At 65.0% G+C, this 26,940-nt stretch carries 21 protein-coding genes; 12 read left to right on the plus strand and 9 right to left on the minus strand.

Annotated features, from left to right (window positions below; translation table 11 throughout):
- Positions 1 to 80 precede the first annotated feature (80 nt).
- The gene (locus tag AB4Z38_RS18000; protein WP_441430967.1) at positions 81 to 1,403 is read left to right on the plus strand and encodes an acyltransferase family protein; all 1,323 of its coding nucleotides are present in this window, start codon (positions 81 to 83) and stop codon (positions 1,401 to 1,403) included.
- Positions 1,404 to 1,406: 3 nt separating this feature from the next.
- On the opposite strand, the gene AB4Z38_RS18005 is transcribed toward AB4Z38_RS18000, so the two are convergent.
- The 4 genes from AB4Z38_RS18005 to AB4Z38_RS18020 all read right to left on the minus strand — a co-directional run bounded on the left by AB4Z38_RS18005 (position 1,407) and on the right by AB4Z38_RS18020 (position 6,454).
- A complete protein-coding gene (locus tag AB4Z38_RS18005) occupies positions 1,407 to 2,273 on the minus strand; it encodes an alpha/beta fold hydrolase (protein WP_441430968.1) in 867 nt (288 codons plus the stop codon).
- Positions 2,274 to 2,306: 33 nt separating this feature from the next.
- Entirely contained in the window at positions 2,307 to 3,155 is an 849-nt protein-coding gene (locus tag AB4Z38_RS18010) for a phosphatase PAP2 family protein (protein WP_441430969.1), read from the minus strand.
- Between the two features lie 104 nt (positions 3,156 to 3,259).
- Entirely contained in the window at positions 3,260 to 4,282 is a 1,023-nt protein-coding gene (locus AB4Z38_RS18015; RefSeq protein WP_441430970.1) for a glycosyltransferase, read from the minus strand.
- On the minus strand, positions 4,283 to 6,454 hold the full coding sequence (locus AB4Z38_RS18020; protein ID WP_441430971.1) for an amylo-alpha-1,6-glucosidase: 2,172 nt from the start codon (positions 6,452 to 6,454) through the stop codon (positions 4,283 to 4,285). It lies immediately after the preceding gene.
- A 357-nt stretch (positions 6,455 to 6,811) separates the two neighbouring features.
- Between AB4Z38_RS18020 and AB4Z38_RS18025 the strand changes: the two genes are divergently transcribed.
- The 4 genes from AB4Z38_RS18025 (at position 6,812) to AB4Z38_RS18040 (ending at position 11,529) form a co-directional block, all read left to right on the plus strand.
- The gene (locus tag AB4Z38_RS18025) at positions 6,812 to 8,230 is read left to right on the plus strand and encodes an ABC transporter substrate-binding protein (RefSeq protein ID WP_441430972.1); all 1,419 of its coding nucleotides are present in this window, start codon (positions 6,812 to 6,814) and stop codon (positions 8,228 to 8,230) included.
- Entirely contained in the window at positions 8,227 to 9,177 is a 951-nt protein-coding gene (locus AB4Z38_RS18030) for a carbohydrate ABC transporter permease (RefSeq protein WP_441430973.1), read from the plus strand. Before AB4Z38_RS18025 ends, AB4Z38_RS18030 begins: the two co-directional genes overlap by 4 nt.
- A gap of 92 nt (positions 9,178 to 9,269) precedes the next feature.
- Positions 9,270 to 10,073, plus strand: a complete 804-nt coding sequence (locus AB4Z38_RS18035) for a carbohydrate ABC transporter permease (RefSeq protein WP_441430995.1) — start codon at positions 9,270 to 9,272, stop codon at positions 10,071 to 10,073.
- 25 nt (positions 10,074 to 10,098) lie between these two features.
- Positions 10,099 to 11,529, plus strand: a complete 1,431-nt coding sequence (locus AB4Z38_RS18040) for a glycoside hydrolase family 32 protein (RefSeq protein WP_441430974.1) — start codon at positions 10,099 to 10,101, stop codon at positions 11,527 to 11,529.
- A gap of 115 nt (positions 11,530 to 11,644) precedes the next feature.
- Here the strand turns inward: AB4Z38_RS18040 and AB4Z38_RS18045 are convergent, their stop codons facing one another.
- Positions 11,645 to 12,703 (minus strand): LacI family DNA-binding transcriptional regulator, encoded by a 1,059-nt coding sequence (locus AB4Z38_RS18045; protein WP_441430975.1) that lies wholly within the window; start codon positions 12,701 to 12,703, stop codon positions 11,645 to 11,647.
- A 343-nt stretch (positions 12,704 to 13,046) separates the two neighbouring features.
- Here AB4Z38_RS18045 and AB4Z38_RS18050 point away from each other — a divergent pair, with 343 nt between their 5' ends.
- The 4 genes from AB4Z38_RS18050 to menD all read left to right on the plus strand — a co-directional run bounded on the left by AB4Z38_RS18050 (position 13,047) and on the right by menD (position 19,037).
- Positions 13,047 to 13,835 carry a hypothetical protein gene (locus AB4Z38_RS18050; protein WP_441430976.1) on the plus strand — a complete coding sequence of 263 codons (789 nt, stop codon included), beginning with the start codon at positions 13,047 to 13,049 and terminating at the stop codon, positions 13,833 to 13,835.
- 119 nt (positions 13,836 to 13,954) lie between these two features.
- Positions 13,955 to 14,944 (plus strand): o-succinylbenzoate synthase, encoded by a 990-nt coding sequence (locus AB4Z38_RS18055; protein ID WP_441430977.1) that lies wholly within the window; start codon positions 13,955 to 13,957, stop codon positions 14,942 to 14,944.
- A gap of 109 nt (positions 14,945 to 15,053) precedes the next feature.
- Positions 15,054 to 17,150 carry a PhoX family protein gene (locus AB4Z38_RS18060; protein WP_441430978.1) on the plus strand — a complete coding sequence of 699 codons (2,097 nt, stop codon included), beginning with the start codon at positions 15,054 to 15,056 and terminating at the stop codon, positions 17,148 to 17,150.
- Between the two features lie 177 nt (positions 17,151 to 17,327).
- The gene (gene menD / locus AB4Z38_RS18065) at positions 17,328 to 19,037 is read left to right on the plus strand and encodes a 2-succinyl-5-enolpyruvyl-6-hydroxy-3-cyclohexene-1-carboxylic-acid synthase (protein WP_441430979.1); all 1,710 of its coding nucleotides are present in this window, start codon (positions 17,328 to 17,330) and stop codon (positions 19,035 to 19,037) included.
- Between the two features lie 81 nt (positions 19,038 to 19,118).
- Here the strand turns inward: menD and AB4Z38_RS18070 are convergent, their stop codons facing one another.
- The 4 genes from AB4Z38_RS18070 to AB4Z38_RS18085 form a co-directional block, all read right to left on the minus strand.
- The gene (locus tag AB4Z38_RS18070) at positions 19,119 to 19,895 is read right to left on the minus strand and encodes an amino acid ABC transporter ATP-binding protein (RefSeq protein WP_441430980.1); all 777 of its coding nucleotides are present in this window, start codon (positions 19,893 to 19,895) and stop codon (positions 19,119 to 19,121) included.
- Positions 19,892 to 20,866 carry an amino acid ABC transporter permease gene (locus AB4Z38_RS18075; protein ID WP_234748933.1) on the minus strand — a complete coding sequence of 325 codons (975 nt, stop codon included), beginning with the start codon at positions 20,864 to 20,866 and terminating at the stop codon, positions 19,892 to 19,894. Before AB4Z38_RS18075 ends, AB4Z38_RS18070 begins: the two co-directional genes overlap by 4 nt.
- 35 nt (positions 20,867 to 20,901) lie before the next feature.
- Positions 20,902 to 21,855 (minus strand): ABC transporter substrate-binding protein, encoded by a 954-nt coding sequence (locus AB4Z38_RS18080; RefSeq protein WP_284984889.1) that lies wholly within the window; start codon positions 21,853 to 21,855, stop codon positions 20,902 to 20,904.
- 201 nt (positions 21,856 to 22,056) lie between these two features.
- Positions 22,057 to 23,448, minus strand: a complete 1,392-nt coding sequence (locus AB4Z38_RS18085; protein ID WP_441430981.1) for an isochorismate synthase — start codon at positions 23,446 to 23,448, stop codon at positions 22,057 to 22,059.
- Between the two features lie 92 nt (positions 23,449 to 23,540).
- Between AB4Z38_RS18085 and AB4Z38_RS18090 the strand changes: the two genes are divergently transcribed.
- From AB4Z38_RS18090 to AB4Z38_RS18100, 3 genes are read left to right on the plus strand one after another with little or no spacing between them, the layout of a single operon-like run.
- A complete protein-coding gene (locus AB4Z38_RS18090; protein WP_441430982.1) occupies positions 23,541 to 24,317 on the plus strand; it encodes a demethylmenaquinone methyltransferase in 777 nt (258 codons plus the stop codon).
- 22 nt (positions 24,318 to 24,339) lie between these two features.
- The gene (locus AB4Z38_RS18095) at positions 24,340 to 25,752 is read left to right on the plus strand and encodes a geranylgeranyl reductase family protein (RefSeq protein WP_441430983.1); all 1,413 of its coding nucleotides are present in this window, start codon (positions 24,340 to 24,342) and stop codon (positions 25,750 to 25,752) included.
- Positions 25,753 to 25,761: 9 nt separating this feature from the next.
- A complete protein-coding gene (locus AB4Z38_RS18100; RefSeq protein WP_441430984.1) occupies positions 25,762 to 26,865 on the plus strand; it encodes a polyprenyl synthetase family protein in 1,104 nt (367 codons plus the stop codon).
- The last annotated feature ends 75 nt before the right edge of the window (positions 26,866 to 26,940 follow it).

Raw genomic sequence — 26,940 nt, forward strand, 5'->3', positions numbered from 1 at the left:
CGAGGCGAGGGTGGCGGTGGGGATTACTTGGGCATGCAGCTCCCAGACTCCGGTCAGGTGCCTCCGGTATGGTGAATTGGATGTTCTCAGTCATCTCGCCTCCGCATCGTGCCCCCACTGCGAATCCGACCCCTGGGAATCCCGACACGGACAGCGTCCGGCCGCTCGGTTCCGGGGCGGAGAATCGCCTGCCGAAGAGCGAAGCAAAGCAGCCCCGGCCTGATCTCAAGACGCTGACCGCGCTGCGTTTTGTTGCCGCGCTGTGGGTGGTGTTCTTCCATCTTCAAGCCATGCAGCACACCTTCCTCGGCCCCGTCTATGAGCTGTTCCGTCCCGTCATTGCCAACGGTGACCTGGGCGTGGACGTGTTCTTTGTGCTCAGTGGCTTCATCATCACGTACACCTACATGGACCGGTTGGGCCCACGGTTCCGCTGGCGGGCTGCAGCGGACTTTGTCTGGGCCCGGTTCGCCCGGATGTGGCCCGCGTTCGCGCTGGTGGTGGGCGTGGTGGGCCTGTGGTTCGTGTACGGGACCGCGCAGGAAACCGTGCGGGAGTGGTCCCTCCAGACCCAGGCTCCGGACCTGTCGCCGTGGGGTCTGGCCAAGCAGTTGCTGATGATGCATCTCTGGTTCCAACCCGGCACCGACGGCGCCAGCTGGTTCGGTCCGGGCTGGACGGTCAGCGCCGAGTGGCTGGCCTATTTGGCGTTTCCGCTGCTGGCGCTGGTCCTGTTCCGGTTGCGTCGGCTGCATCCGCTGGCCGCACTGACGGCCTCTGTGCTCGTCCTCCTGCCGACTGCCGTCTGGGGCCCGGACCTGCCAATCGGCACGGTTGAGCATCAGCCCTACGAATGGCTGCTGCGGATTGCCTGCTGCTTCATTTCCGGCGCTTTCGCTTGCATCGCCGCACGGAATGCGGACCGCATGAAGTTCAACCCTTCCCTGGCCGGTCCCGGCGCCCTGCTGACCGGAACCGCCGTCGTCGTCTTCCTGGCCACGGCCGGAAAACCGGGACCGGGACGGCTGGCGGTGCTTGCCTTCCCGCTGCTCATTGGCCTTCTTAGTTTGACCCGCGGCCGGCTCCGAACGGCGTTGTCCGCGAGGTGGATGCAGTACGGCGGGCGCAGTTCCTACAGCCTGTACTTGGTCCACATGTTCTTCATCTACCTCTTCTACTGGCTCATCAGGGACTGGCCGAACGGTGCCGGGCCGCTGGTGGAGAACCTGCTCGCGGCGGCGTGCCTGCTCGGGATTGCCTTGGCCACCCACCTGCTGTTCAAGTACGTCGAGGAACCGGCCCGCGTCCGGCTGCGCGCACTGGTGCCGAGGGCGGGTGCCGCGAGGGTGGCTAGGGCGACTGCCGCCGTCGGGCACTCAAGCCGTGGCAGCGGCCGTGCGTGAACCTTAGCCGAGGGAACTGAGGAACGCGGTCGCGTCGGCTGCCACCTGGTCCGGACACTCCCACAAGACCAGGTGCCCTACCCCGGGATAAACCTTCAACACGGCGCCTGGTATTCGGGCCGCCAAGGCCTCCTGGTGCCTTCGAGGCAGTACGGAGTCATGTGCGCCCCACAGGATCAGGGTGGGCGCGAGAATGGTTCCGGACTCCGTGGGCGGAGTTGCCGTACGCAAACCGTCGAGGATGCGCTTCCACGCATGCGCGGGCATCCTGATCCCGTCGCGTACCCGGTCCTCGATAAACCAAGCAGGAATCGCATGCAGCATTGGGAACCAAGCCAGGGAACTCCGTACCCAGTCCTCGTCGACGGGGTCCTCGAGAGCGTCGACTTCGTCGGCGAAAGCGGGCCGAGCCCGAAGGCTCAAGGGAGAACCCACCAGCACAAGCGCCGCGACACGATCGGGATACCCGACGGCTAACTGCTGGGCCACGTAGCCGCCGCTGGAGGAACCGAGGATGAACGCCCTTTGGACATCGAGCGCATCCAGGATGGCGGCGGCGTCCTCTGCTTGTTCCGCCAGCGAATAGCCGAGCTCCGGTTTCTCCGCGTCGCCCTGGCCGCGGAGGTCGGGCGCGTAAACCCTGAAGTCCGTCAGCAAAGGTACAAGGCGGTCAAAGCTGCGACGGGACTCACCCCAGGCGTGCAATAGCAACAGCGGCTTCGCGTCGGCGTCGCCATGGACGAGGCACGGAACCCGTATGCCCGTGGTGAGCCTGAGATCCAGGACTTCGGCGCCCATAGCATCAGGGTACGCCTCGCCGCGCGGCACCAAGGTGAGCGCCGCCGTCGGGCATTCAGGCCGGGCCTCCAAATCCAACCACCTTTGGCCGGTGCCGGCGCGGCACTAAGGTGACTGCCGCCGTCGGGCACTCAAACTGAAAAGCCAGGTGGCAGCGACCGTTGCCAGATAACCGGTGATGACGATCAGGGAAACCCCGGCCCAGAAGTAGTTGGTGGTGCTGCTCTCCTGGCCGAAACCGGGCGCAATCTTGATCAGGGAGTACACCGAAACCGCCGCAGCGGCGACGCCCGCCAGCGCCGACAGCAAAAGCCACAAACGCGACGACGCCCAGTGCTCACCGCGGCCGTCCTGGACGTTCCAGCGCTTGCCGGTGCGTAACACCAACCAGCCGGCCGGCAGCATGACCGCTCCGACCACGAGGAACGCGGCGACGACGTCGGCGGGCCGATGCCATTGGTTGATCAGCGTGGAAACCCCGGCCGCCACCGCGAAAGTGCCGCCGAGGAACCCCGCCAGAGGCCGCCACCGCGGCGAGACCACCAAGAAGACCGCGGCAGCCGCCGAGGCCGCCAAGGTGGTGTGACCGGAGGGCAATGAGTTCAGTTCGATGGTCTGGACGCCGCGGAACGGCCTGTTCGGAAACCAGTCCTTGAGGAGCTGGGTGGCCAGGTTTGCGGCGACACAAGCGGCCACCGCGATCCCGGCGGACTTCCAGCGGCGGCGCATTATCGTAACGAAAAGAACGACGACGGCGGCGATCGCCACCGAGATGACCGGCAACCAATCGAGGAACTGGGTGGTTGCGCGCTCGGTGGGACCGTTGATGGTCGCGGCTTCCACCAGGGCGGATTCGTCGATGTACTGTCCCGTGGTGGTGCGCACGAAAAAATAGTACGTGGCAATGAATGCGGCCATGCATGTCAGGGTTGCGAGCACAAAAAGGATGCCCATCCCAGCGCCTGCCCAGCGCTTGGTGGCGGTACCATGTGTGGCCGGCAGCCGGCTCGTCTTAGGAAAACTCATTGCTTTCAGGGTGTCATATTTGGCTGGGAGGATCACTTTTGCTCTGCGAGGAGTTCCTCATAGAGCGCCAAGTGTTCGGCAACCATCCTCTCGGCGCTGAAGTAGTTTTCCGCGGCGCGGCGGCACTCTCCGCGATCCAGCGACGCGGCGGCAATGACCGCCTCGGCTAGCTCCGGGGGACTGGAACGGAGATAGCCCGTGACACCTTCGGCAACGATCTCCGGGGCGGATCCCCGGAAAGTTGCCACCACCGGAGTCCCAACGGCGAGGGACTCGATCATCGCCATGCCGAACGGTTCATCCCACTGAAGCGGATTCAACAGGGCCACGGACCCGCCCAGGAGGACGAACTTGTCCGCAGCGTTCAGCTCGCCGAGGTATTCGACGTCGGGCCCCAGCAGCGGCGCGATGACCGCGGCGTAGTACTCGTGTTCTTCCGCGCTGTACATCTTGGCGGCAATTCGCAGCGGTACCTGGGCCAGTCGGGCGGCCTCGATTGCTTCCGGCAGGCCCTTGCCGGGGTGCATCCGGCCGAGGAAGCTGGCGTAGCCGCCGTCGCCGGCTCCGAGCGGGACGGACTGCGTGTCTATCCCGTGGTGGATGACCCTCCGTATCTTGATTCCAGGGGCAGTGTCTGCTTGATGGTGCGATATGGCAATGATCGCGGTATCTGTGGCCATGGCCTGGTAGATGTCATGGTTTTCTTCTGAAAACGGAAGGTGCGCGGTGGCGGCGAGGGGGATTCCTCTTGGCCGATGCCGGTAGAGCGGCCCGGCCAGCGTGTTGTCGTGGATGAGGTCGACGTCCTCCATGGCCGCGAAGGCGTACACGCTGTGGCGGAGTTCGTCCGTCCCGTTCCCTATCCTCGAGCCGTCGGCAAGCGGTGGGCCGGGGACCTTGGCCACTGGACATGTGCTTCCGGACGCCGCCGCCAGAAGCACATCATGGCCCGCGGCAACCAAGCCCCGGGCAAGAATGTCGACTATTGACTCAGTTCCGCCGTAAGCGGGCGGCGGGACGGGGATCCATGGCGGGGCCACGAGGCCGATGCGCATTTAGCGCCCCCGATCCGGTGCTGTGGAGACGGGATGGACGTCCAAGAGATCGGAAAGTGGTTTGCGGGCCTCGCGATGCAGCGCAATATCGTCGGGCAGGTCTGTGACCCGGGTTTCTCCGCTGACCACCTCGACGGAGATCCGGGATCCGGCGAGCGGAATGTTCCGCATCTTGATGTCGCCGAAGCCTTCAGGGACGACGGGTGCCAGCCAGAGGCCTCCGTGGGTGAGGCACGGATCGAAACGGAGCAGCACCCGGAGCAGGTGGACCGGTGTGGCGGCGGCCCAAGCCTGCGGCGAACATGACGAAGGGTATGGGACGGGCGTCCCGTAGGTTTTCCTGTCCAGGCCGCAGAACAATTCCGGTAGCCGCCCACCGAACGCCTCGGCGGCATCCAGGAGGCCTTTGACGAGGCGCTGGGACTCCTCAACGAAGCCGTAGCGCATCAATCCGCCGGCAATGAGTGCATTGTCATGCGGCCACACCGAACCGTTGTGGTAGCTCGCCGGGTTGTATGCCGACATGTCCGATGCCAGTGTCCGGACGCCCCAACCCGTGAACATGGTGTCCGACATCAGCCGCTCGGCGACCAACGGAGCCTTGTCGTCGTCGACGATTCCGCTCCAAAGGCAATGGCCCATATTGGACGCGCATGCGTCTACCGGCCGCTTCTCGCGATCGAGGGCGACGGCGAAATAGCCGCGTTCAGGGAGCCAGAATTTCTCGTTGAAAAGTCGCTTGAGCTCGGCTGCCCGAGCGCCCCACACCGCGGCCAGCTTCCGGTCGCCGTCCTCTTGGGCCATCAAAGCCCGGCTGAGATAGGCCGTGTAGACATACCCCTGGACTTCGCACAAGGCGATCGGCGGCTCCGCCAATGTGCCGTCGGCGAAGTTGATGCCGTCCCCGGAGTCCTTCCAGCCCTGATTGAGGAGGCCATGGTCCGTGGCCCGCGAGTACTCAACGAAGCCGTCGCCGTCGGCGTCTCCGTAGTCGCGGATCCAGTCCAGGGCGCGGTCCACCGCTGGCAGAAGGGCTTCCGAGACCTCAGCATGGAACCCCCAACGGGTGAGCTCTCCGGCGAGCGTGACGAACAACGGCGTGGCGTCCACTGAACCGTAGTAGGCACTCCCGCCGCCAAGTGCAAGGCCCGTGGTGGCGCCGAGACGCACCTCGTGCAGGATCCGGCCCGGCTCCTCCTCGCTGAGCGGGTTGATGGTCCGGCCCTGATGGTCGGCCAAGGTTTTGAGGGTTCCCAGCGCCAGGGAGGGGTCTAGCGGAAGAGTCATGAAGGACGTCAGGAGGGAGTCCCGGCCGAACAGGGCCATGAACCAAGGCGATCCTGCAGCCACCACCGTCCGCCCGGGATGGTCGGGGTCGAAGATCCTGAGGGAGCCGAGGTCTGCCCTGCTCTGGGCCAACGCTTTCTCGAAGGCCTTGTTGGCAAGTTCCGTTGTGGGAACCTTGCCATGCCACTCCTGCAGCCTTTCTTCCGGGACATCGTAAGGGCGCTGGTTGCCCCAAACCTGGGCGTCCGCTTCGGGTCCGACCCCCTCGATGCGTGGCGTGGCCGTCACACCCGTGGACCAATGGCCTTGGGGTTCAAGAGTGAAGTCATAGCTGATGACATCACCGTCAACCGCGCCATTCGGAGCGTCAACGGTGACCAGGACGTGCCGCCCCTGCCGCTGGGACTCAAGGACCAACGAACCGTCGCTACCCCGCGTCAAATGCACGCTCTCATGGCGTGCCCGGCCCTCCTTCACTTCGAAGATGTCGGCAAAGTCCGCATTGACCGTGAGCGAAACCGTGGCGTGGGTGGGCTTGCTGGAAAAATTCCTGACCGTAATCTCTTCGTGCACTCCGCCGAACAGGCTCCGCCGGCGTTCAATCAGCAGATGGCTGTCTGCCAACCCATTGGTGCGCGACGCTCGGCCGACAAAATCGGCGCGATAGGGCTCCGGGACAGGAGAACCCAAGGCCTCGATGGGGTGACCGTTCACCTCCAAAGCCCAGTTTGAAACGAACCGCGTGTCACGGAAGAACATCCCGTGTGGGCGGAGTTGGTCCATATCGCCATTGGCCGCAGAGACGCAAAACGATGTTCCTGCCAACAGCGTCACGGCACCTGCGCCAGCCGAACCTGCAAGGTTCTCGGCATTCCAACCTGTCATCTATGGGCTCCAAAGCTAGGGACGGGGGAATGGGGCAGTTTGTTTCAGCGTATGCGCCGCGTCTTCGGAAGTGAACCCTCGCTCGGATATGGCGGGTTTTGGGTGGACCCTCGCTCGGATATGGCGGGTTTGAGGTGGACGCTCGCTCGGATATGGCGGGCCGGAGGGGGATATATGTGAGCGGGCGTCGGGCCGGAGGGGGATATATGTGAGCGGGCGTCGGGCCGGTCGGGGATATATGTGAGCGGGCGTCGGGCCGGAGGGGGAGGGTGAGCCACGCGTAACACGAATGTGATGCTTGACACGTGTTAGGTGATGGATTTACGCTACCTAACACGTGTTAGGAAGGAATGAGACATGCCAGGAAGCAATGGGACGCTGCGTGAGATCTCACGCAGGACAGCCCTTGGTGCCTTGGGTGCGGGAATTGTCGGAGCAACGGTGGCGTCGTGGCCCCGGTTGACCGGCATGGACATCCCGGGCCGCGGGGACAACAGCCTCAGCATCGCCATCTTGGGAACCGCAGCGGACGCAGCAGCCCGCCAGCGGGTCATTGATGCGTTCGCGAAGGTGCACCCGGAAATCAAGGTGAAGGTCCAGGCCATCCAGGCCGCGGACTGGAAGGACTTTTTTACCAAGATCCTCACCATGGTGGCTGCAGGAACGCCACCGGATGTGGTTTACGTGGCCACCGAAGGTGCCCAGCTCTTCGCCGAGAAACTGGCGCACCCCTTGGACGAGTACCTTCGCCGCGATGCCGCGGACATGAAGGAGTACTTCGCCGACGTCCACCCGAGCCTCGTCGAGGCGTTCATGTACAAGGGGAGCCTGTTCCAGCTTCCCATCGACTGGAACGCCGCCAACATGTACTACAACACCGCGGCCCTGCAGCAAGCCGGACTCGAGCGTCCCGCGGATAACTGGACCCAGGTCGATTTCCGCAACACCCTCGCTGCCATGCGGAAAGCCAGGCCGCAGGACTTCACTCCGTACTACTGGACGAACAGGCTCTTCGGCGGCGTGGTGCCCTGGCTCTATGCCAACGACACCAGCTTCCTGAAGGAAACCAAGTCCGGTGGCGGCGAATGGCTCTGGGACAGCTTCTACGCCCAGGATCCTTCGCGCGGGCTGCGCTCCGGCGGCTACCAGTGGCTTGAACCCAATGCCGATGACCCGCGGGTGTACGAGTCCTTCGACTACCTCAGGGGCCTCGTCAAGGATGGCCTGGGCGTCCGTCCCGAAGAAGGCGGCGGAAACTCACTTGTCGGGCTGTTCGCCTCCAACAGGATCGGGATGACCCCGGCCGGCGGCTACTGGGTGGAAGGCCTCCACGAAGCCGGAATGAAGGAAGACGACTTCGACGTCCAGTTCTTCCCGCGCTGGCGCACCCAGCGGCACCAGTTCGGCACCGCCGGATACGCCATCATGAAGACCGCCAAGGACAAGGACGCGGCCTGGGAGTGGGTCAAGTTCGCTTCCAGCCTGGAAGCCATGCGCTTGGTCTTCCCGACGCCGAACACGACCCCCGCGCGCCGTTCCATGGTCAACGAGCAGTTGTACGCGGGACGCGGCCCCAAGCACTGGAAAGTCTTCTACGACACCCTGGACAAATTCCCCACCACAGGTCCCATTCCGGCACCGCCCCAGCAGGCCGCCGTCGAGACCGCACTGATGAAGAACGTATCCCTGGCCGTCAGCGGTGACGAGCGCCAGCTCAAGCAGGCCCTCGACTCCATGCAACGCGACCTTGAGATCGCCTTGAGGAGGCAGGCATGAGCACGGCAGCAACGGGCACATCCACCACGCGTCGGAGCGGCACGGGGTCCACCCAGAAACAGGAATCCACCGGAAGGCAGCGTCAGCGCTGGCTGCCCTGGGCGTTCCTGGCGCCCACCATCCTGGGCATGGGACTGTTCACGATTGTGCCGATTGTGGCGTCCGTGGTCCTCGCGTTCTTCCGCTGGGACATTATTTCCGCGCCGAGCTTCGTCGGGTTCGACAACTTCGCCGAAGTGGTCCAGGACCCCACGGTCCGGGTGTCGTTCCTGAACACGATCATGTTCGTGGTGGTCGCCGTGGCGTTGCAGCTCGGCCTCGCGTTGGCGCTGGCGATCATGGTGCAGGAGAAGCTTCCGGCCTGGCTTAGGGTCTTCTTCCGCAGCGCCTTCTTCTTCCCGCTGATCCTGTCCGCGGCCTCGGTGTCCATCTTCATGCGCTACCTGTTCAACGAACAATTCGGCGTGGTCAACTGGCTCTTGTCCTTCGTCGGCATCCCCGCCGTCCCGTGGCTGACGACGCCGGCCGGGTCTGCCGCCGTCGTCATCCTTGTATATGTGTGGCAGAACTTCGGGTTCTCGTTCCTGCTGTTCATCGGCGGCCTTGCCTCCATCCCCACCGAAACCTACGAGGCCGCATCGATCGACGGCGCCACCGGTTGGCGCAAACACCTCCACGTGACGCTGCCTCTCCTGAGCCCCACCACCCTGGTGGCGTCGGTCATGGCGATCATCAACGCCCTACAAGTGTTCGACCAGCCCTACGTCCTGACCCGCGGCGGCCCCGGTGACTCCACGCGCACCGCCGTGATGGTGATCTTCGAGTCCGCCTTCCAACGCCTCGAGTTCGGCCAGGCCTCGGCGATCGGCGTGATCCTCACCCTGATCATCATGGCCATCACTGCCGCGCAGTTCCGGCTCAGCAAACGATTCGTCTTCTACCAGTAAGGCCCGCCATGACTACAACCTCAACCCAGCGCGCCGTCGTCGGGCGCACCACCTCCAACGGTGCTACGCCCCGCAAGAAGCGCAACTGGAGCATGGCCGGGCGAATCGTGCTGCTCCTGATTGCGGCCGTCTTCATCCTCGGTCCGGTGCTGTGGACCCTGTCCACCTCGCTGCGGCCACCGGCGGAATCGTTCCAGCTGCCGCCGTCGTTCCTTCCGCTCAAACCCGATTTCTCGTCCTATGACCAGGTCTTCAAGCAGCTCAACATTATGTTGCTGGTCCTCAACAGCGCCCTCGTGACCGGACTGATCGCCGTCGGGCAGATGTTCACTGCGGCGCTGGCCGGATACGCGTTCGCGAACCTCAAGTTCCGCGGCCGCGGGGCCCTGTTCTCGATTGTGCTGGCCACCATGATGGTGCCGGTGCAGGTGACGATTGTCCCGGTCTTCATGCTGATCCGCGGCATCGGTTTGTCGGACACGCTCCTCGCGCTGATCCTTCCGGCGATCCCGACGGCGTTCGGCACCTTCCTGATGCGCCAGTACTTCCTGGGGCTGCCCACTGATTTGGGCGAGGCCGCCGCGATCGACGGCGCCTCGCCGTGGCGCACGTTCCGTTCCGTGTACGCGCCGCTGGCGATGCCGGGCATGGCGATCGTAGGCATCCTGGCCTTCAACTATCACTGGAACGAGTTCTTCCGCCCGCTCATCCTGACTATCTCCGAGCAGAACTTCACGCTCCCGCTGGGCTTGGTGTCTCTGCAGGGCAACCTCGGCACCGGCAGCATCTCCGTGGTGCTGGCAGGCGTGATCCTCTCCATGATTCCCGCCCTTGTGGTGTTCATGTTCGGCCAGCGCGCATTGCGTGACGGACTCACCGCCGGTACCGGCAAATAGCTTCTACTTCCCTGAAAGGACTTCGATGACGGACCTCATATCCTCCGCCCCGGCACTTGCGGCGGCGGCCACCCACCCGGACCCGGCTTTCCCGCGCTTCCACCCCCGCCCGGCGCAAGGCTGGATCAACGACCCCAACGGCATCAGCTACATCAACGGCCGCTACCACGTGTTCTTCCAGTTCAACCCGGAATCGGCAAGGCACCACCGGATCCAGTGGGGGCACGTCAGCTCTCCGGACCTGGTCCACTGGGATGAGCACCCGGTCGCGCTCCGCCCGCAGGACGGCGGACCGGATGAGTTCGGTTGCTGGACCGGTGTGGTGACCGACGACGGCGGTGTCCCCACCGCTGCATACTCCGGCGTGCGGGGCGACGGTGGGCACTCGCAAGTGGTGATTTCCCGGGGCTCCGCGGACCTGGTGACCTGGGAACAGGATGGCCACATTGCCGCTTCCATGCCGGACGATGGCTTGGTCACGGCCGTGCGCGACCCCTTCATCTTCCACTTCAACGGCAAGCGCTACGCCATGCAGGGCGCCGGGCTGGCCAATGGACATGCTGCTCTGCTCCTGTACACGGTGGAGGACATGTCCGACTGGAAGTACCACGGCATTTGGCTGACCACCGAAAACCCCGTGGCATCCACCCACACTCCGGCCGAAATCTGGGAGTGCCCGCAACTGGTTCAAGTGCCTTCCGACGGCGTGCTCACGGACGGCGTGCCCACCGACGGGGCCGAAACCTGGGTCATGATGTTCTCCCTGTGGCTCTCCGGTGACGACCATGAGCATGCCAACGGAGTGGGCCACCTGATCGGCTCGCTCGCCGAGGACCCGTCCACGGGGCTGCCGGTGTTCGTTCCGCGTTCCGGCGGCAGGTCCGACCTTGGCCGGGACTTCTATGCTCCCCAGATTGTTCAGCTGGATTCTGCGTCCGGGCCGGGGTCGACGCCGCGGGCCCTGCTGTGGGGATGGGCCAACGAAGGCCCGGGCCGTGATGGCCGACGTGGCCGTTCGCAAGACGAGATCGACGCCGCAGGCTGGGCGGGGGTATTAACCCACCCGCGCTTCCTCTCGGTTGAGGACGGTGCATTGGTGGTTGCTCCTGCCCCGGAGGTCGAGGCGTATCGGGCTGCAGTGCGTGCGGGCCTGGCGTCCGGGTCCGTTGCCTTGCCGCCGTTTGCCGAGGCTGTTGTGAAGGCTGGGACTGTCGGTGGAACCGGCGAGGTTCGGCTGGTCCTGGCCTCCGGCGCGGAACGCCAAGTCGTGTTTGCGGGGGCGTTGTCCGAGGACGAGGAACTCCGCATCTTCGTCGATGCTTCCCTGGTGGAGGTGTACCGGAAGGGCTCGGTGGCCACAACACTCCGTGCCTATCCCGCCTTGGGCGAGGAATGGATCCTTGAGCTTCCCGAAGGTGCGGCGGCGGACGTCTGGGAACTGAAGCTGCCGGAATAGGCGGCAGGCCGCCGTCGGGCACTCAACTTTTGACCACTTTTGGCCGGAATCGCAGTCCGGGATCCCCGTATTTCCGCGGATTCCTGGGCGGCGGCCCGGCCAAAAGTGGTCGGATCTAGCGGGCGGGAACGGGCCCGGTGGACTCACGGACCACCAAACGGCAGGGAACCATGGTTTCCAAGCCGGTGCCGCCTCCCGCAGCGGGCCGCTGGGTCCGCCCCGGGTCCTCAATCTGCTCCAACAGCATGCTCATCGCGGCCGCGCCCATTTCCCGTAGGGGAAGCGCTATGGTGGTGAGCGCGGGGACCATGGTGGCCGCGATGCGGAATTCGTCGTCGTAACCGATGATCGAGAGGTCGCGCGGGACGGCGAGGCCCAGCCGCGCCGCAGCCAGGGCGACACCGATGGCGAGTCGGTCGTTGGCGCACACAATCGCCGTCGGCCGCTCGTTGGCGGAGAGCAGTCCCATGGCGCCGTGGAAACCGTCGTTGATGTCCCAACCGGCCATGAACACGCGGTCCTCGCGAACGGGGATGGCGGCCTTGGCCATTGCTTCTCGATGTCCCGTGATGCGCAAGGGCACAGCGGGAGACGTGGCGGCGCCGGCGAGGAACGCGATATCGCGATGGCCCAGCTGCAGCAAGTGTTCGGTGGCTTCCCGACCGCCCGAAACCTCGTCCGGGATCACGTGGTGCAGCTTCGGGGCGGGGCTGCTGTCGTAGCAGTTGGCGAGCACGGAGGGGACCCGAAGCATGCCATGGGGTACGTCGAGCGGCTTCAAGCCGACCGTGACGTACATCAGCCCGTCCACCTGCCGGTCCAGCAGGGTCTCGACGGCGCTCTCGTCACGGGAGGCATCGCGCTCGGTGTCCATGACGACGGTGACAAAGCCGTGGGCTCGGGCGACATCGTCGGCGCCACCGATGATGTTGCCGTCAAAGGGGCTCACCACCACCTCGTCCGACACGATGCCGATCACGCGCGTGCGCTGGTTCCGCAGGCTCAGGGCGATGGCATTGGGGGAGTATTTGAGGTCCGCGGCGGCCTGCCGGATACGGTCCTGGCTTTCCTTGGCGACGTTGCCGTCTCCCCGGCCGTTGAGCACCAGCGACACCGCACTCCGCGAGACGCCTGCCCGTTTGGCGACGTCGAGTGCTGTGGCCTTGCGCTGCATGCGGGCTCCTCCGGCTGTGGTTCCGTTTCTTGCTGCATTCTACCTAACGCGTGTGAGGAGGTGGTGCGGTGCCTGTTTCCCGCGTTCCCCAGCCCGACGCTCGCTCACATATATGGCCTTCCTGTCGGACGCTCGCTCACATCATGTGAGCGAGCGTCGGCGGAAAACGCCCCAAAAGTGAGCGGGCGTCTGTGGGGGGCCGGTGTGTCAGCCGGACGCTCCTGCAGATATGCACCTTTCCAGCACCCACGCAAGCGGTATCGTTGGGCGTGCCGGGCAGTACCGGTGTTTCTGATCTATGGGGGTGGGTCCGATTTTTCCTTTGCGCCGAGTGGCTACGATCGTGCTGACAGCGGCGGTGGCGTTGAGTCTCAACGCGTGCGTGTTCGATGTAACTGCCGCCAGGCCGCTTGCCCAAGCCGGGACGTCCTCCGCCCCTCCGAGCTCCAAGCCATCCGCGACACCCAGCACAAGCGGTAGCGCCCAAATGCGGGTCCAATCGTCGCAGGAGCTGCAGGCGTTGCTCGGCAACCTCCGTGCTCCGGACGGCGTGATGTCGCGCCTCATCGATGAGGCAGCGATTCAGGACTTGCAGGATTCGATGGCAGTCGGGCCCGCCGACATGACCACCGATCCCGCCAAATGCCGGGACCTCCTGAAAGCAGGAGAGTTGGTCGACTACAGAATCCCGACGGCGGCCGCGGTGCTGGGGCCCCAGGCGAATATGTCCGTCATCATGGCGTCATCCGATGACTCCGGCTATTTTTGGCAGGGCATGTACAGCATCGACAAAGTTCTTGGATATTGCACCGAGGTGACTATTAGCTCGGGGAATCAAAACGTGCACTCGTCCCTGACGCGGTTGAATATGGATCTTCACGGCTCGAAGTCGTTCACCTACGTCACCACCATCACGGGTGCAGGGTCGCCGATCCATGTGCTTCGCATGGTCACCATGAGCGGAAACCTGTTCGTCACGGGGGTCCACCCGATACCGGATGCGCAGCCCACGGACGCGGTCATCCGGGAGCTCAGCAGTTACGTCAATGCGATCGTTGACCATGCCGGCGATCAAGTGCCAGGCGCTCCCGCCACAAAGCAGCCGACGACTCCAGCCGGCGCCCCGGCCTAGCTGGGCGCCTCAGCCGGCCACGCGCCTCAGCCGGCCACGCGCCTCAGCCGGCCGGGCGGCGGCGGCCCCACGCCCAGCGGCGCCCCGGTCCAGCCGCCGCCCCACGCTACAGTGAAACCATGCCTCCATTCCCCACCCTCGACGAGCTCCTTGCCACCGCCAAAGTGGTGAGCCTGCCGATGCGGGTCAAGTTCCGGGGCATTACCGAGCGTGAGACCCTCCTGTTCCGAGGCCCGGCCGGTTGGGGCGAGTTTTGTCCGTTCCCCGAGTACGGCGACGCTGAGGCTTCCCGCTGGCTAGCCGCCGCCGTCGAAGCCGCATGGCAAGGTTTTCCACCGCAACTGAGGGACACCATTCCCGTCAACGCAACCGTCCCCGCCGTCCCTGCCGCCCGGGTGCCCGAGGTGCTGGAGCGCTTCGGCCGGGTGGACGCCGTCAAGGTCAAGGTCGCCGAGCGCGGGCAGGAACTGGCCGACGACGTCGCGCGCGTCACCGCAGTTAGGGACGCCCTGCCGGACGCCGCGATCCGTGTGGACGCGAACGCAGGCTGGGATGTGCCGCAGGCGGTTGAGGCACTCGGGCGACTGTCCGCCGTCGGGCTCGAATACGCCGAGCAACCTGTGCCGCACATCGAGGGCCTCGCCGAAGTCCGCCGACGGCTCGCCCGGCAGGGAACGCCAGTGCTCATCGCCGCCGACGAATCCGTGCGCAAGGAAGACGATCCTCTCAAGGTGGCACGCGCTGGCGCGGCTGACCTGATCGTGGTCAAGGTGGCGCCGCTTGGGGGAGTGCGGCGCGCGCTGGACATTGTGGCGCAAGCCGGGCTTCCCGCCGTCGTGAGCTCGGCGCTGGACACCTCGGTGGGGATCCGCGCGGGTCTCGCGCTCGCCGCCGCGCTGCCCGAGCTGCCGTACGCGTGCGGGCTGGGGACCGTGCGGCTGTTCGCGTCGGACATCACGCAGGATCCGTTAGTGCCCGACGACGGCGCCATCCGCGTCCGCGAGGCCGTTGCCGATGAGGGGCTGCTGGAGCAGTATGCGGCTCCCGCTGAACGTCGCGACTGGTGGCTGGACCGGCTCCGCCGCGTGCACGCGCTCCTGCACGCATAGATTGCTGTGAAAACGCTGGGAGTTCACCGGAACTTAACCATAGTGTCCTCTCGGATTCCGATAGCGCTGCAAGGGTGGGGAAATCACTCAATCCCCGGAGGTATTTCCCATGTCTGAATCAACCGCGCGCAAGTTCGGCTTGCTCCCCATGCTCGGCCATACGAAGGGTAAGCGCAGCCCCGTGACGTGCGCCCTGAAGTGCGACAACGCTTGCTCGGGCGAGGTGTGCAACACGAGCTCCAACGCCTACTTCCGCGACATCGCCTCCGCAGCCGTGTCCCGCCGCGCCGCCCTGGGCTTCGGCGCCGTCGGTGCGCTCGCCGTCGTACTGGGCGGGCTCGGCTCCGCTGAAAAGGCCGTTCCCGAAGCCGGCGGCGTAGGCCTGTCCGAGGCGGCAAAGACGGGCTTCGACAAGGCCAAGCTCAAGTTCACCCCGATCAAGCCGGTCGACTACACGGTTGACGCCTTCACCGTGCCGGAAGGCTTCGCGTGGCAGCCGATCATCCGTTGGGGCGATCCGCTCTTTGCCGACTCGCTGGCCTTCCAGCTGAACGGCCAGACCGCAGCCGCGCAGGCCCGCCAGTTCGGCTACAACAACGACTACACGGACATCCTGCCCATCGCGGATTCCAAGGACCGCCGTGCCGTACTGTTCACCAACCACGAGTACACCAACGAGAACATCATGTTCCCGGCCACTTTTGCGGCTGCGGAGGCGCGCGCGATCGGGCGTGCAGCACACGGACTCACGGTTGTTGAACTCGAGCGCAAGAACAAGAACAAGCCGTGGAACTACGTCAAGGGTGCCAAGCTGAACCGCCGCTTCCTCACCGACACCACCTACGAGCTCACCGGCCCGGCCGCGGGCACGGACCTCGTCAAGACCATCGACGACCCCTCCGGCCGGAAGATCAAGGGCACCCTGGGCAACTGCTCCGGCGGCACCACTCCCTGGGGCACCATCCTCTCTGGCGAGGAAAACTTCAACGGCTACTTCGTGGCTCCGGGAACTTCGGCAAGCGACAAGCGCTACGGCCTCACGAACAAGCCAACTGCCCGTCAGTGGGAACTCGACGAACCGCGTTTCAACACCAACAACGCCGGTTACGCCAACGAGACCAACCGCTTTGGCTGGATCGTCGAAGTCGACCCGTTCGACCCCTCCTCCACACCCAAAAAGCACTCCGCGATGGGCCGCTTCAAGCACGAAGGCGCCAATGTGATTGTCGCCGCCTCCGGCCATGTCGTGGCTTACATGGGCGACGACGAGCGCTTCGACTACCTCTACAAGTTCGTCTCCAAGGGCAAGTACATGTCCGGCGACTCGGCCGCGGCACGCCGGAACAACATGAACCTTCTCTCCGAAGGAGATCTCTACGTCGCCAAGTTCACCGGAGACTCTCCCGCATCTGAAATCACCGGCAACGGTGCGCTTCCCTCTGACGGGGCGTTCGACGGTTCCGGCGAGTGGCTTCCCTTGGTGGTCGACGGCGCCTCCGCAGTTCCGGGCATGTCCGTCCCCGAGGTGCTGGTCTACACCCGCCTCGCCGCGGACAAGGTCGGCCCCACGAAGATGGACCGTTGCGAAGACGTCCAGCCGAACCTGGCGACCGGCAAGGTCTACGTGGTCTGCACGAACAACTCGGACCGCGGCAAGCCCGGCAAGGAAGGCGCCACCGAGGTCAACCCGCGCACGCTCAACCGGGACGGCCATATCGTCGAAATTACTGAGACCGGCGACCAGACCTCGACACGCTTCAACTGGACCCTCCTGATGGTTTGTGGAGATCCGGCCAAGAACTCCTCCATATACTTCTCCGGCTTCCCCGTGGACAAGGTCTCGCCCATTTCCTGCCCGGACAACGTGGCCTTCGACTCGGCAGGCAACATGTGGATCGCGACTGACGGCGCGCCGTCGTCGATCGGGTATGCGGACGGCCTGTTCAAGGTCACCCTGGCTGGCAGCGAACGCGGCAAGGTGGAGCAGTTCCTCGCCGTACCGCGCGACGCCGAGACCTGCGGACCGATAGTCCACGACGACGAACGGACAGTATTCGTCGCCGTGCAGCACCCGGGCGAGGAAGGCTCCTTCGACGCTCCGCACTCGTACTTCCCGGACTACGTGGGCGCCGGAGCCGCCCCTGCCGCCGGCCAGGTCCGCGCCCCGCGTCCGTCGATCGTGCAGGTGTTCCGCAAGGACGGCTGACCTTCCGGGGAAACGCTCGCTCACCTTTAGGCCCTTTTCGGGAAACGCTCGCTCACCTTTAGGCCCTTTTCGGGAAACGCTCGCTCACCCATGCCTGCATAGGTGAGCGGGCGTTTGGGCTTTGGCCCGATAGGTGAGCGAGCGTTGGGAAGGAGGCGCCGCTAATAGACTGGTGCGGTGACTTCGCAAGGCTCCCTGAGCTCCCTCGCCGCTGCCCGGATCGCCGTTAAGGCGTTGCTCGACGGCGGTGTGCGGCACGTGGTGGTCTCTCCCGGTTCGCGCTCGGCACCGATGGCGTACGCTCTGGCCGAGGCCGAAGCGGCCGGGAATGTCCAGCTCTTGGTCCGGATCGACGAACGCTCGGCCGGGTTCACTGCCCTCGGCTTGGCCCTGTCGACAGGGGCCCCGGCGGCCGTCCTCACCACCTCAGGCACCGCCGTCGGGAATCTCTTGCCAGCGGTCATGGAGGCCAACCACGCCGCCGTGCCGCTCGTGGTCCTTTCGGCCGATCGCCCGGCCGAGCTGCACGGTACCGGCGCCAACCAGACCACCATCCAACTGGACCTCTTCGGCGAACACGTTCGTTTCGCTGTCGACATCGCCGCTGGCAGCAACCCGCGGAGGGCCGTCGAGACCGCCATCTACGCGGCAACGGGCGCCCTCGAGGACACGCCTCCCGGGCCGGTGCAGCTCAACCTGGCGTTCCGCGAGCCACTGGTTCCGGAACCAGGCGAGGCGCTGCCCGCCGCCAAGGGCCACGGAGTTTTCCACTACGACTCCGGTCCCCAACCACTGAGCATGCCCCCCGCTCCTGTCGAGCTGACGGAACGGCGGACGGTGGTCTTGGCGGGGCACGATGCCGGTCCGGTCGCCGAGGCTTTCGCCCGCGCCCACGGTCTTCCGTTGCTCGCCGAGCCGTCGTCCAACGCGCGCTTCGGTCCCAACGCGGTGGGGCCGTACCGCCTCATGCTGGACAACTTCGGGCGTGGCTCTGCGCTGCCGATCGAGCGGGTGGTGGTCTTCGGACGGCCTACGCTGTCGAGGCCCGTCGCGTCTCTGTTGGCCCGGGGAGACCTTCGCGCCGCCATGTACGAGCCCGTTCCTGTGGCCTGGTACGAGCACGGCCGGCGCAGCGAGGAACGCTTTGATTCGCTGACTGAGTTGGCGGCGTTCGCTGGCCGGGGCTCGGCCGAGTGGCTCGACGCGTGGCTCCTGGCCGGTGCCGCGGCCCAACACGCGCTCGACGGCGTCCTCGAGGCCGAGCGTGAAGCCAACGGACCCGCCGTGGGAGCCACCGTCTGGAAACACACTCGGGGGCAGCTGGTCCTGGGCTCCTCCAACGGCATCCGCGACGTCGACCTTGCCGGACAGCCCAGCCCCGAGCCCCTCGCCACGGTGTTCGCGAACCGCGGCCTCGCCGGCATCGACGGCACGATCTCCACGGCCACGGGAATCGCCCTCGGCGCGGGCCGCGAAACCACCCTCCTCCTGGGCGACATCACCTTCCTGCACGACGCCGGGGGCCTGTTCCTCGGAGCCGGCGAACCAGGTCCGGACCTGCGCATCGTGGTCCTCAACGACGCCGGCGGGGGCATATTCGGCCTCCTCGAGCACGGCAAGGTGGAGGACGACGGCGGCTACGGCACCGCCGTCGACCGCCTCTTCGGCACCCCCCACAGCGTGGACATTTCAGCGCTGGCCGCGGCATACGGCGTCGGGCACACTTTGGTGCGTACGACGGCGGAGCTCGCCGCCGTGCTTGCCTCGCCCTTGAAGGGGCGCAGCATCGTCGAAGTACGCACGGACCGTTCCGGCCTGCGTCCCTTGCACGCGCGCATCAAGGCCGCAGTTGCTTCGGCGGTGTCCCAGGTGCTGCTCGGGGCGTAGGCGGTTGGCGCTGCGCAAAATGCCCGGCGCGGCTGGAATTCCAGCTGCGCCGGGCATTTTGCGTGTCGACATCCCGTTCGGCTACAGCACGCGGCTGAGGAATTCCTTGGTGCGGGCGTGCTGGGGGTTGGCGATGATTTCGCGGGGGTCACCGGATTCCACCACCACACCTCCGTCCATGAAGGTCAGGCGGTCGCCGACTTCGCGGGCAAAGCCGATCTCGTGGGTGACCACGATCATGGTCATGCCGGACTTGGCCAGGTCCTTCATCACGTTGAGCACATCGCCCACGAGCTCCGGGTCAAGGGCGGAGGTGGGCTCGTCGAAGAGCATCAGCTCCGGTTCCATGGCCAGGGCCCGGGCAATCGCGACGCGCTGCTGCTGGCCGCCGGAAAGCTGTGCCGGGTAGTGGTTGGCGCGGTCGGCCAGGCCCACCCGGTCCAACAATTCGAGGGCGGCCTTCTTGGCGCCTGCCTTGTTCTTGCCCTTGACCTGCACGGGGGCTTCCATGACGTTGTATAGGGCGGTCTTGTGCGGGAACAGGTTGAAGCGTTGGAAGACCATGCCGATTTCCCGGCGCTGCGCGGCGATTTCCTTGACCTTCAGGTCGTGGAGGCGGCCGTTGACTTCGCGGTAACCAATGAGTTGGTCGCCGACGGAAATGCGGCCGGCGCTGATGGTTTCCAGCAGGTTCACGCAGCGGAGCATCGTTGACTTGCCGGAACCGGACGGGCCGATGACAACGGACACCTCGCCCTGGTTGACCGTCAGGTCGATGCCGCGGAGCACGTGGTGGGGACCGAAGTACTTATGGAGGCCTTCGATCCGCACCAGCGGTTTCTGGGTTGTGATCGTCATTTTGCCTCATCCTCCGGGAAGTCCATCTTCAAGGACGGCTCTGCTTCGGCACTCGGTGCCACGGCTGCGGCAGCCTTGGCGGCTGCGGGGTTGATGACCGCCGGCGCGAGGTTGGTGTCCACGCCCTTGCCGTAGTACGCCTCGATGTAATGCTGGCCAACCATGAGCAGGCTGGTGATGACGAGATACCAGATGGCTGCCACGATCAGCAGCGGCACCGGAAGGTAGATCCGGTTGGCCAGGGCGTTGGTCGCGAAGGTCAGGTCCAGGGTGAAGGGGACCGCCAGGACCAAGGAGGTGGTCTTAAGCATGCCGATCGTTTCGTTGCCGGTGGGCGGGACGATGATGCGCATGGCCTGGGGCAGAATGATGCGCCACATGATCTTGCCTTTGCCCATGCCCAGGGCTTCGGCGGCTTCGGTCTGTCCCTTGTCCACGGACTTCAGGCCGGCACGGAAGATTTCGGCCAAGTAGGCCGATTCGTTGAGGCCAAGCCCCAGAATTGCCGCGACAAGAGCCGTAATGACTGTGCTCGTGTCCACGCTGAACAGTTCGGGGCCGAACGGCACCCCTGCGCTGATTTTGGGGTAGAGGACGGCGATCAGGCCCCAGAAGACCAACTGCGTGTAGACCGGGGTGCCGCGGAAGAACCAGACCCAGACCCAGCTGGTGTAGCGAAGGACCGGGTTGTCGGACTGGCGCATCACGGCCAGCAGGATGGCCAGGACAATCGCAATGACCATCGAAGCTACAGTCAAGAGCAACGTCCAGCCAACACCCTGGACGACCTTCACGTCCAGGATGTAGGTGCCCACAACGTCCCAACGGAAGTTGTGGTTCGTGATGACGCTCTGCACCATCAGTGCAAGTACGCCAACAATGATGATGGCGCTGATCCAACGGCCAGGATGCCTGACAGGCACCGCATCGTTCAGCACGGGTGCTGCGTGGCCTGGTTGATGATGATCCATCTGTGCACCTGATTTGTTATCGGTGGCGGGAATACTCAAGACTTGACCGCCGGGTTGACCTCGGACTTGGTGATGGCGCCTTCGGCGTTGCCCCAGCCAGTGAGGATCTTCTTGTATGAACCGTCAGACATGAGCTTGGTCAGCGTCTTCTGGATGACATCGGCGAGGGCGGTGTCCGACTTGGCAACAGCGATGCCCTGGGGAGCGGCGTCGTAAACGTCGCCGAGCCTCTCAAGCTGGCCGTTCGTCTGGGTCAGGGCGTAACCGATGATGGGGGAGTCGGCTGCCATGGCATCGATGCTGCCGTTGACGAGCCGGGTGGTGACGTCGGTCTGGTTCTTGAGCGTGACGATGTTGATCGGCTGCTTGCCGTCAGCTGCGCACTTCTTGTTGCGGCCGGAGAGGTCCGGGTCTTCCTGGACGGTACCGGTCTGCACGCCGATGGACTTGCCGCAGACGTCATCCAGCGAGAACTTCTTCGGGTTGCCCTTCTGCACGGCCCAGGCGGTGCCGGCGTTGAAGTAGCTGACCATGTTGACGGCGCCGAGACGCTCGGGGTTGATGGTGAAGGACGAGATGCCCAGATCATACTTGGGGCCGAGGGCGGGGAGGATGCCCGTGAATTCGGCGGTCTGCACCTGGACCTTCAGGCCGAGGGTGGCGCCGATCGCCTTGGCGATGTCGACGTCGTAACCGACCGGGGTCTGGCCGTCGGTTCCGAGGAATTCCGCAGGAGCGTAGGTCGTGTCCGAGCCAACGGTCAGCGTGCCCTTGGACTTGATGGCCGCGGGGACCAGTGCCGCCAGGGTGTCGTCCTTGGTGATGGTGCTGGGGTCAAAGCTTGCATTGGCACTGCCGGAAGGCGAGGCGGCGCTCGACGGGCCCGCCTCTGAGGCGTTGGTGCAGGCAGTCAGTGCCAGGGCGCCGATTGCGATGATTGTTGCAGCCTTGAGCGTCGAACTGACCGGGAGCGAACGGAATTTCTGCATTTTCTTACCTTTTGTTGCAGTGGATGCGAAACTAATCGGTTCATAGTGTAGCGCCGAACATGAGATGTGCGTCACAGAAAACTAAGTTTTACTATTGGATAACCTACCAAGCAAAAAATCAAGACCCCTAACAGGGCTATTGTCTCGCACCCCAGACATCCACGGGGGTAGGTTTCGAACGGAATCCTTGGGTTCGGACTCTTAGCGGCTGATACCCAGCGACTCGAGCATCGGCCGGAATTTGGCCCAGGTCTCGGCAAGCTCGGCGTCGGGAACGGAGCCTTCAACGATCCCGCAGCCCGCATAGAGGCGCACGGTCGTAGGACTTTCGATGATCGCGCCGCGAAGTGCGATGCCCCATTCGCCGTTGCCCGCGGCGTCGAGCCACCCGACCGGACCGGCGTAAGGCCCGCGATCCATGTGCTCAAGCTCCCGGATCAGTTCCCCGGCAACCAAGGTAGGCGTGCCACACACGGCGGCCGTGGGGTGTAACGCGTTGATCAGGGCCAAGCACGTAGGGACATGTCCCTCAATATCAGCGAGCTCAGCCTTCACGTCAGATGCCAGATGCCACACATTGGGCAGCTCCAGGATGAACGGTTCGCTGTGGGCGTTCATTGCCTCGGAAAACGGCGCGAGCTGGGTGGTCAGCGATTGGATGGCGATCTCGTGCTCGTGCCGTTGTTTCTCGGAACCGGCCAGCACACGTTCGGCGTATTCCATGGGGGAACCGTCCACACCCTCGGCGTCGCGCCGGTCGAGCGTCCCGGCCAGGACCCGCGCTTGCGCAGTGCGGCCCTCCACCTGGATGAGCATTTCCGGCGTCGCTCCCACCAAGCCGTCGACGCCGTAGGTCCAGCATTCGCGGTAACGGCCGGCAAGCTGCCGCAGAACCTTGGCTGCGTTGACGCCGTCGGGCAGCGTCGCCACGATGTCGCGGGCGAGGACCAGCTTCTCCAGCTTTCCGGTCCGGATTTCCGCCACGCCGTCGGCCACGGCCTGCTTCCAGGCGGTTTCGCTCAGCGAACCGCTCTCCAGCGTGACCTTCCCGTCCCCCAACTGGCTCGCATTTGTTGTCGTTATGAGGCTTCTAAACGACAACAACTGCGAGTTAGTTGGGTGCCCGACGCCGGAGCCGCCCGCCGCCGTAAGGTCACCGTCCGCGGAGCTAAGCCAGCGTGCGAGGGCGGCGAGGGCGCCCGCCTCGGTGAGTTCGACGTCGTCGAGCGTCAACTGGGTGAGCCATGACTGCCCATCCCGGATCCCGACAACAATTTCCGGGAGGATCAAGCGCGATTCAAAGTCGGATGCCTTGGAGAAAGCAAAGGAGCCGAAGGCCACAGGGCCGGTGCCGGGGATCTCAAGGGGATCCGTGACGTCGGCCTCGATGACGAGGTGGCGCCACCAAATATCGGCCTCGAGAAAGCGATCGGGCCCGGAAGCGGTGAATCGCGCGAGTTCGCCAAAGCCCACCAGTCCGTTCTCGCGGCGGGACCAGCACAGGACATCGTCCCGTACCAGAAATGACGGCAGTCCCCCGGAGGATGAATCAACATCGAGGGGGACTGTCAAGGTGCGGAGCGTACTCGTCATGATGGAACAACATTACTCCCGCGGGCAACGGGAGCCGTCCGGGCCGGAGCGCCCCGAAAGTTCTTCCCATATTTGTCTGAGACAATTGCAGGGTGAACCGAGCATCCTTGGAAAAGCGTCCGGACGAAGTTGCGACGATGTTTGACGATGTCGCCCCCAAATACGACGTCGTCAACGATGTCCTGTCCATGGGGCAGACCCGGCGTTGGCGCCGCGTCGTCGTGGACGCGATGGATGTTCGGGTAGGCCAAAGGGTCCTGGATCTAGCTGCCGGTACCGGCACGTCCAGCGAACCGTATGCCGATGCCGGAGTGGATGTTGTGGCCTGCGACTTCTCGCTCGGGATGCTGAAGGTCGGCAAACGCCGCCGTCCGGACATCAACTTCGTTGCCGGGGATGCTACTCAGCTGCCCTTCGCGGACGACTCCTTTGACGCGTGCACCATTTCCTTCGGCCTGCGAAACGTCAACGAACCGCACAAGGCCCTCGCGGAGATGTTCCGCGTCACCAAGCCGGGTGGACGCCTGGTTATCGCCGAATTCTCGGCCCCGGTGGTGCCCCTCTGGCGCACCATGTACACCGAGTACCTCATGCGCGCACTGCCCGCCATCGCCACCAAGGTCTCCTCCAACCCGGACGCCTATGTGTACCTCGCCGAGTCCATCCGCGCATGGCCGGACCAGGACCACCTGGCCGCGTGGCTGCAGGAAGCCGGCTGGGCCGACGTCAACTACCGCAACCTGAGCGGCGGCATCGTGGCTATACACCGCGCCCAGAAGCCCGGTGCCGAACACCGGGAGAGCGTCCCCGTGGCCAAGCTGCGCCGCCAGATCAAGCCGCGCCGCCAAGCCGGCGATCAGTCCCGCTAACGGGCCTATTAACAAGGACGCTGTGAACGTACTGATAGTCGGCGCAGGGCCAGCCGGGTCCACCGCCGCGTATTACCTTGCCCAGGCGGGCATTTCCGTGACGGTTCTGGAAAAGACCGCCTTCCCGCGTGAGAAGGTCTGCGGCGACGGCCTGACTCCCCGCGCCGTCCGCGAAATCCAGAAGCTCGGCCTCCCGCACGCCGAGGACCAGGGATGGCGCCGCAACAAAGGGCTCAGGCTCATCGCCGGCGGCCGCACTATTGAAGTGCCGTGGCCAGAGGTCGCCGATTTTCCCACGTACGGACTCATCCGTACGCGCCTCGGATTCGACGAGGAGCTGGCCCGGCACGCCCAGTCGGCAGGCGCCGTCGTGCTTGAACGCCACAGCGTCACCGAAGCCCTGCGCGACGACGCCGGACGGGTGATCGGCGCCCGCGCCGCGTTGCTCGACGAGTCCGGACGCAAGACGGGCGAAACGCGCGACTTCCATGCCGACGTCGTGCTCGCCGCAGACGGCAACTCCACCCGTACAGCCGTGTCGCTCGGCATGCATAAGCGCGACGACCGCCCGCTCGGCGTCGCCGTCCGCACCTACTTCACCTCGCCACGTCACGACGACGACTGGATGGAAGGCTGGCTTGAGCTCGATTCACCGGCTTCCCGCGCCTCGCAAGCTCGGCGCGGGGCCCGCGCCGGCTCTCTTGGCAAGTCCGGCAAGCCGCTGCCCGGTTACGGTTGGGTGTTCGGCGTCGGCGACGGCACGTCCAACGTTGGCCTCGGGATCCTGAACTCCTCCAAGGAATTCGGCAAACTCGACTACAAACAGGTCCTGCGCGAATGGACCGCCGGCATGCCGTCCGAGTGGGGCTTCACACCTGAAAACCAGGTGGGGGAGATCCGCGGCGCCGCACTGCCCATGGGCTTCAACCGCACCCCGCACTACTCGCCCGGGCTCATGCTCCTGGGCGACGCCGGCGGCATGGTTTCACCGTTCAACGGCGAGGGCATTTCCTACGCCATGGAGTCCGCCCGCTTTGCGGCCGAGTTCATCATCGACGCGTCCTCGCGTTCCCGCTCAGCCGGATGGGGATCCGGCACGGAGACTTCCAGAGCCGCCGACGCGCACCTTTCGAGGTACGCGGACTACGTGCGGGACCAGTGGGGTTCACACTTCACCCTGGGCCGCGTCTTTGCTGCCCTCATCGGCAAGCCCGCTGTCATGAAACTCGCGCTACGGACAGGCATGCCCATCCCGGTGCTGATGCGCTTTGTGGTGCGGATGCTCGCCAACCTCACGGATGCGTCTGCCAAGGGTTTCGAGGACCGCGCCATCCGCGTCCTCGAGATGCTGGTTCCGGCCACGTCCAACACCACATCCACCGCCGCCTCCACCCGCGTCGGCACCGAATCAATGCTTTCCTCCGCGAAAAGTTAGGGTTAACCCGTGACTCACTCTGCCGAACACAGTTGGACGCATGCCGGGCACGGCCTGCCGGACGCTGTCGAACCCGCTCCCACCACTACCGCGATCGCCACTGGCCTGCAGCTTCCTGCAGGTTTTGCGGCTATCGCCAAGGACGTGGAGCTGGGTCCTGCCATCACCACGAACCTTGCCCGCGTGGAAAAGCAGCTCCGCGAAGCAATTGCCAACTCGGACCCCCTGGCTGACGCAACGTCGCGTCACCTGGTGGAAGCCGGCGGCAAGCGCATCCGCCCGTTGTTGACCCTCCTCTGCGCCCACCTCGGCGACGCATCCCGTCCGGAAGTGGTCCAGGCCGCCGTCGTGGTTGAACTGACCCACCTCGCAACCCTCTATCACGACGACGTGATGGACTCCGCGCCCTACCGCCGCGGCGCCCCCACGGCCCACGAAGTCTGGGGCAACTCAGTGGCCATCCTTACGGGCGACCTGATCTTCGCCCGCGCCTCGATCCTGGTGTCCGAACTCGGTTCGCGTGCACTGGGAATCCAGGCCCGCACCTTCGAACGCTTGTGCCTCGGGCAGCTGCACGAAACCGTGGGCCCGCGTGAAGGCGAGGACGCCGTGGAGCACTATCTCTCCGTCATCGCCGACAAGACAGGTTCCCTCGTTGCCGCCTCGGGTCAGCTCGGTGCCATCTTCGCCGGCGCCGACGAAGCCTTCGAAGACGTACTGGTGGAATACGGCGAGAAGGTCGGCGTGGCCTTCCAATTGGCCGACGATGTCATCGACGTCACCGGCGTCAAGGTCAAGTCCGGCAAGTCCCCGGGTACGGACCTCCGCGAAGGCGTTCCAACGCTGCCTGTCCTCCTGCTCCGCAAGGCCGCCGACAATGGTGACCACTCCGCCGTCGAACTCTTGAAGCTGGTAGACGGCGATTTGTCCTCCGATGAGGCGCTGGCCCTTGCCGTCGCCGGGCTGCGCGAGCATCCTGTCACCGCCGAATCCTGGGTGATTGCCCGCCAATGGTCCGCGGAAGCCATTGAAGCCTTGAAGCCGTTGCCGGAAGGCGTGGTCAAGGAGTCGCTCACGAACTTCGCTCACGCCGTGGTGGAGCGCGCCAGCTAGTTTGGCGGCCCCGCGGACCCAACTGACTCGCAGTTGTTGTCGTTTTGACCCGTCATAACGACACCTACTGCTAGC

This window comes from Arthrobacter sp. 2RAF6 (assembly GCF_052115205.1).
In the GTDB taxonomy this organism is placed as follows: Bacteria; Actinomycetota; Actinomycetes; order Actinomycetales; family Micrococcaceae; genus Arthrobacter.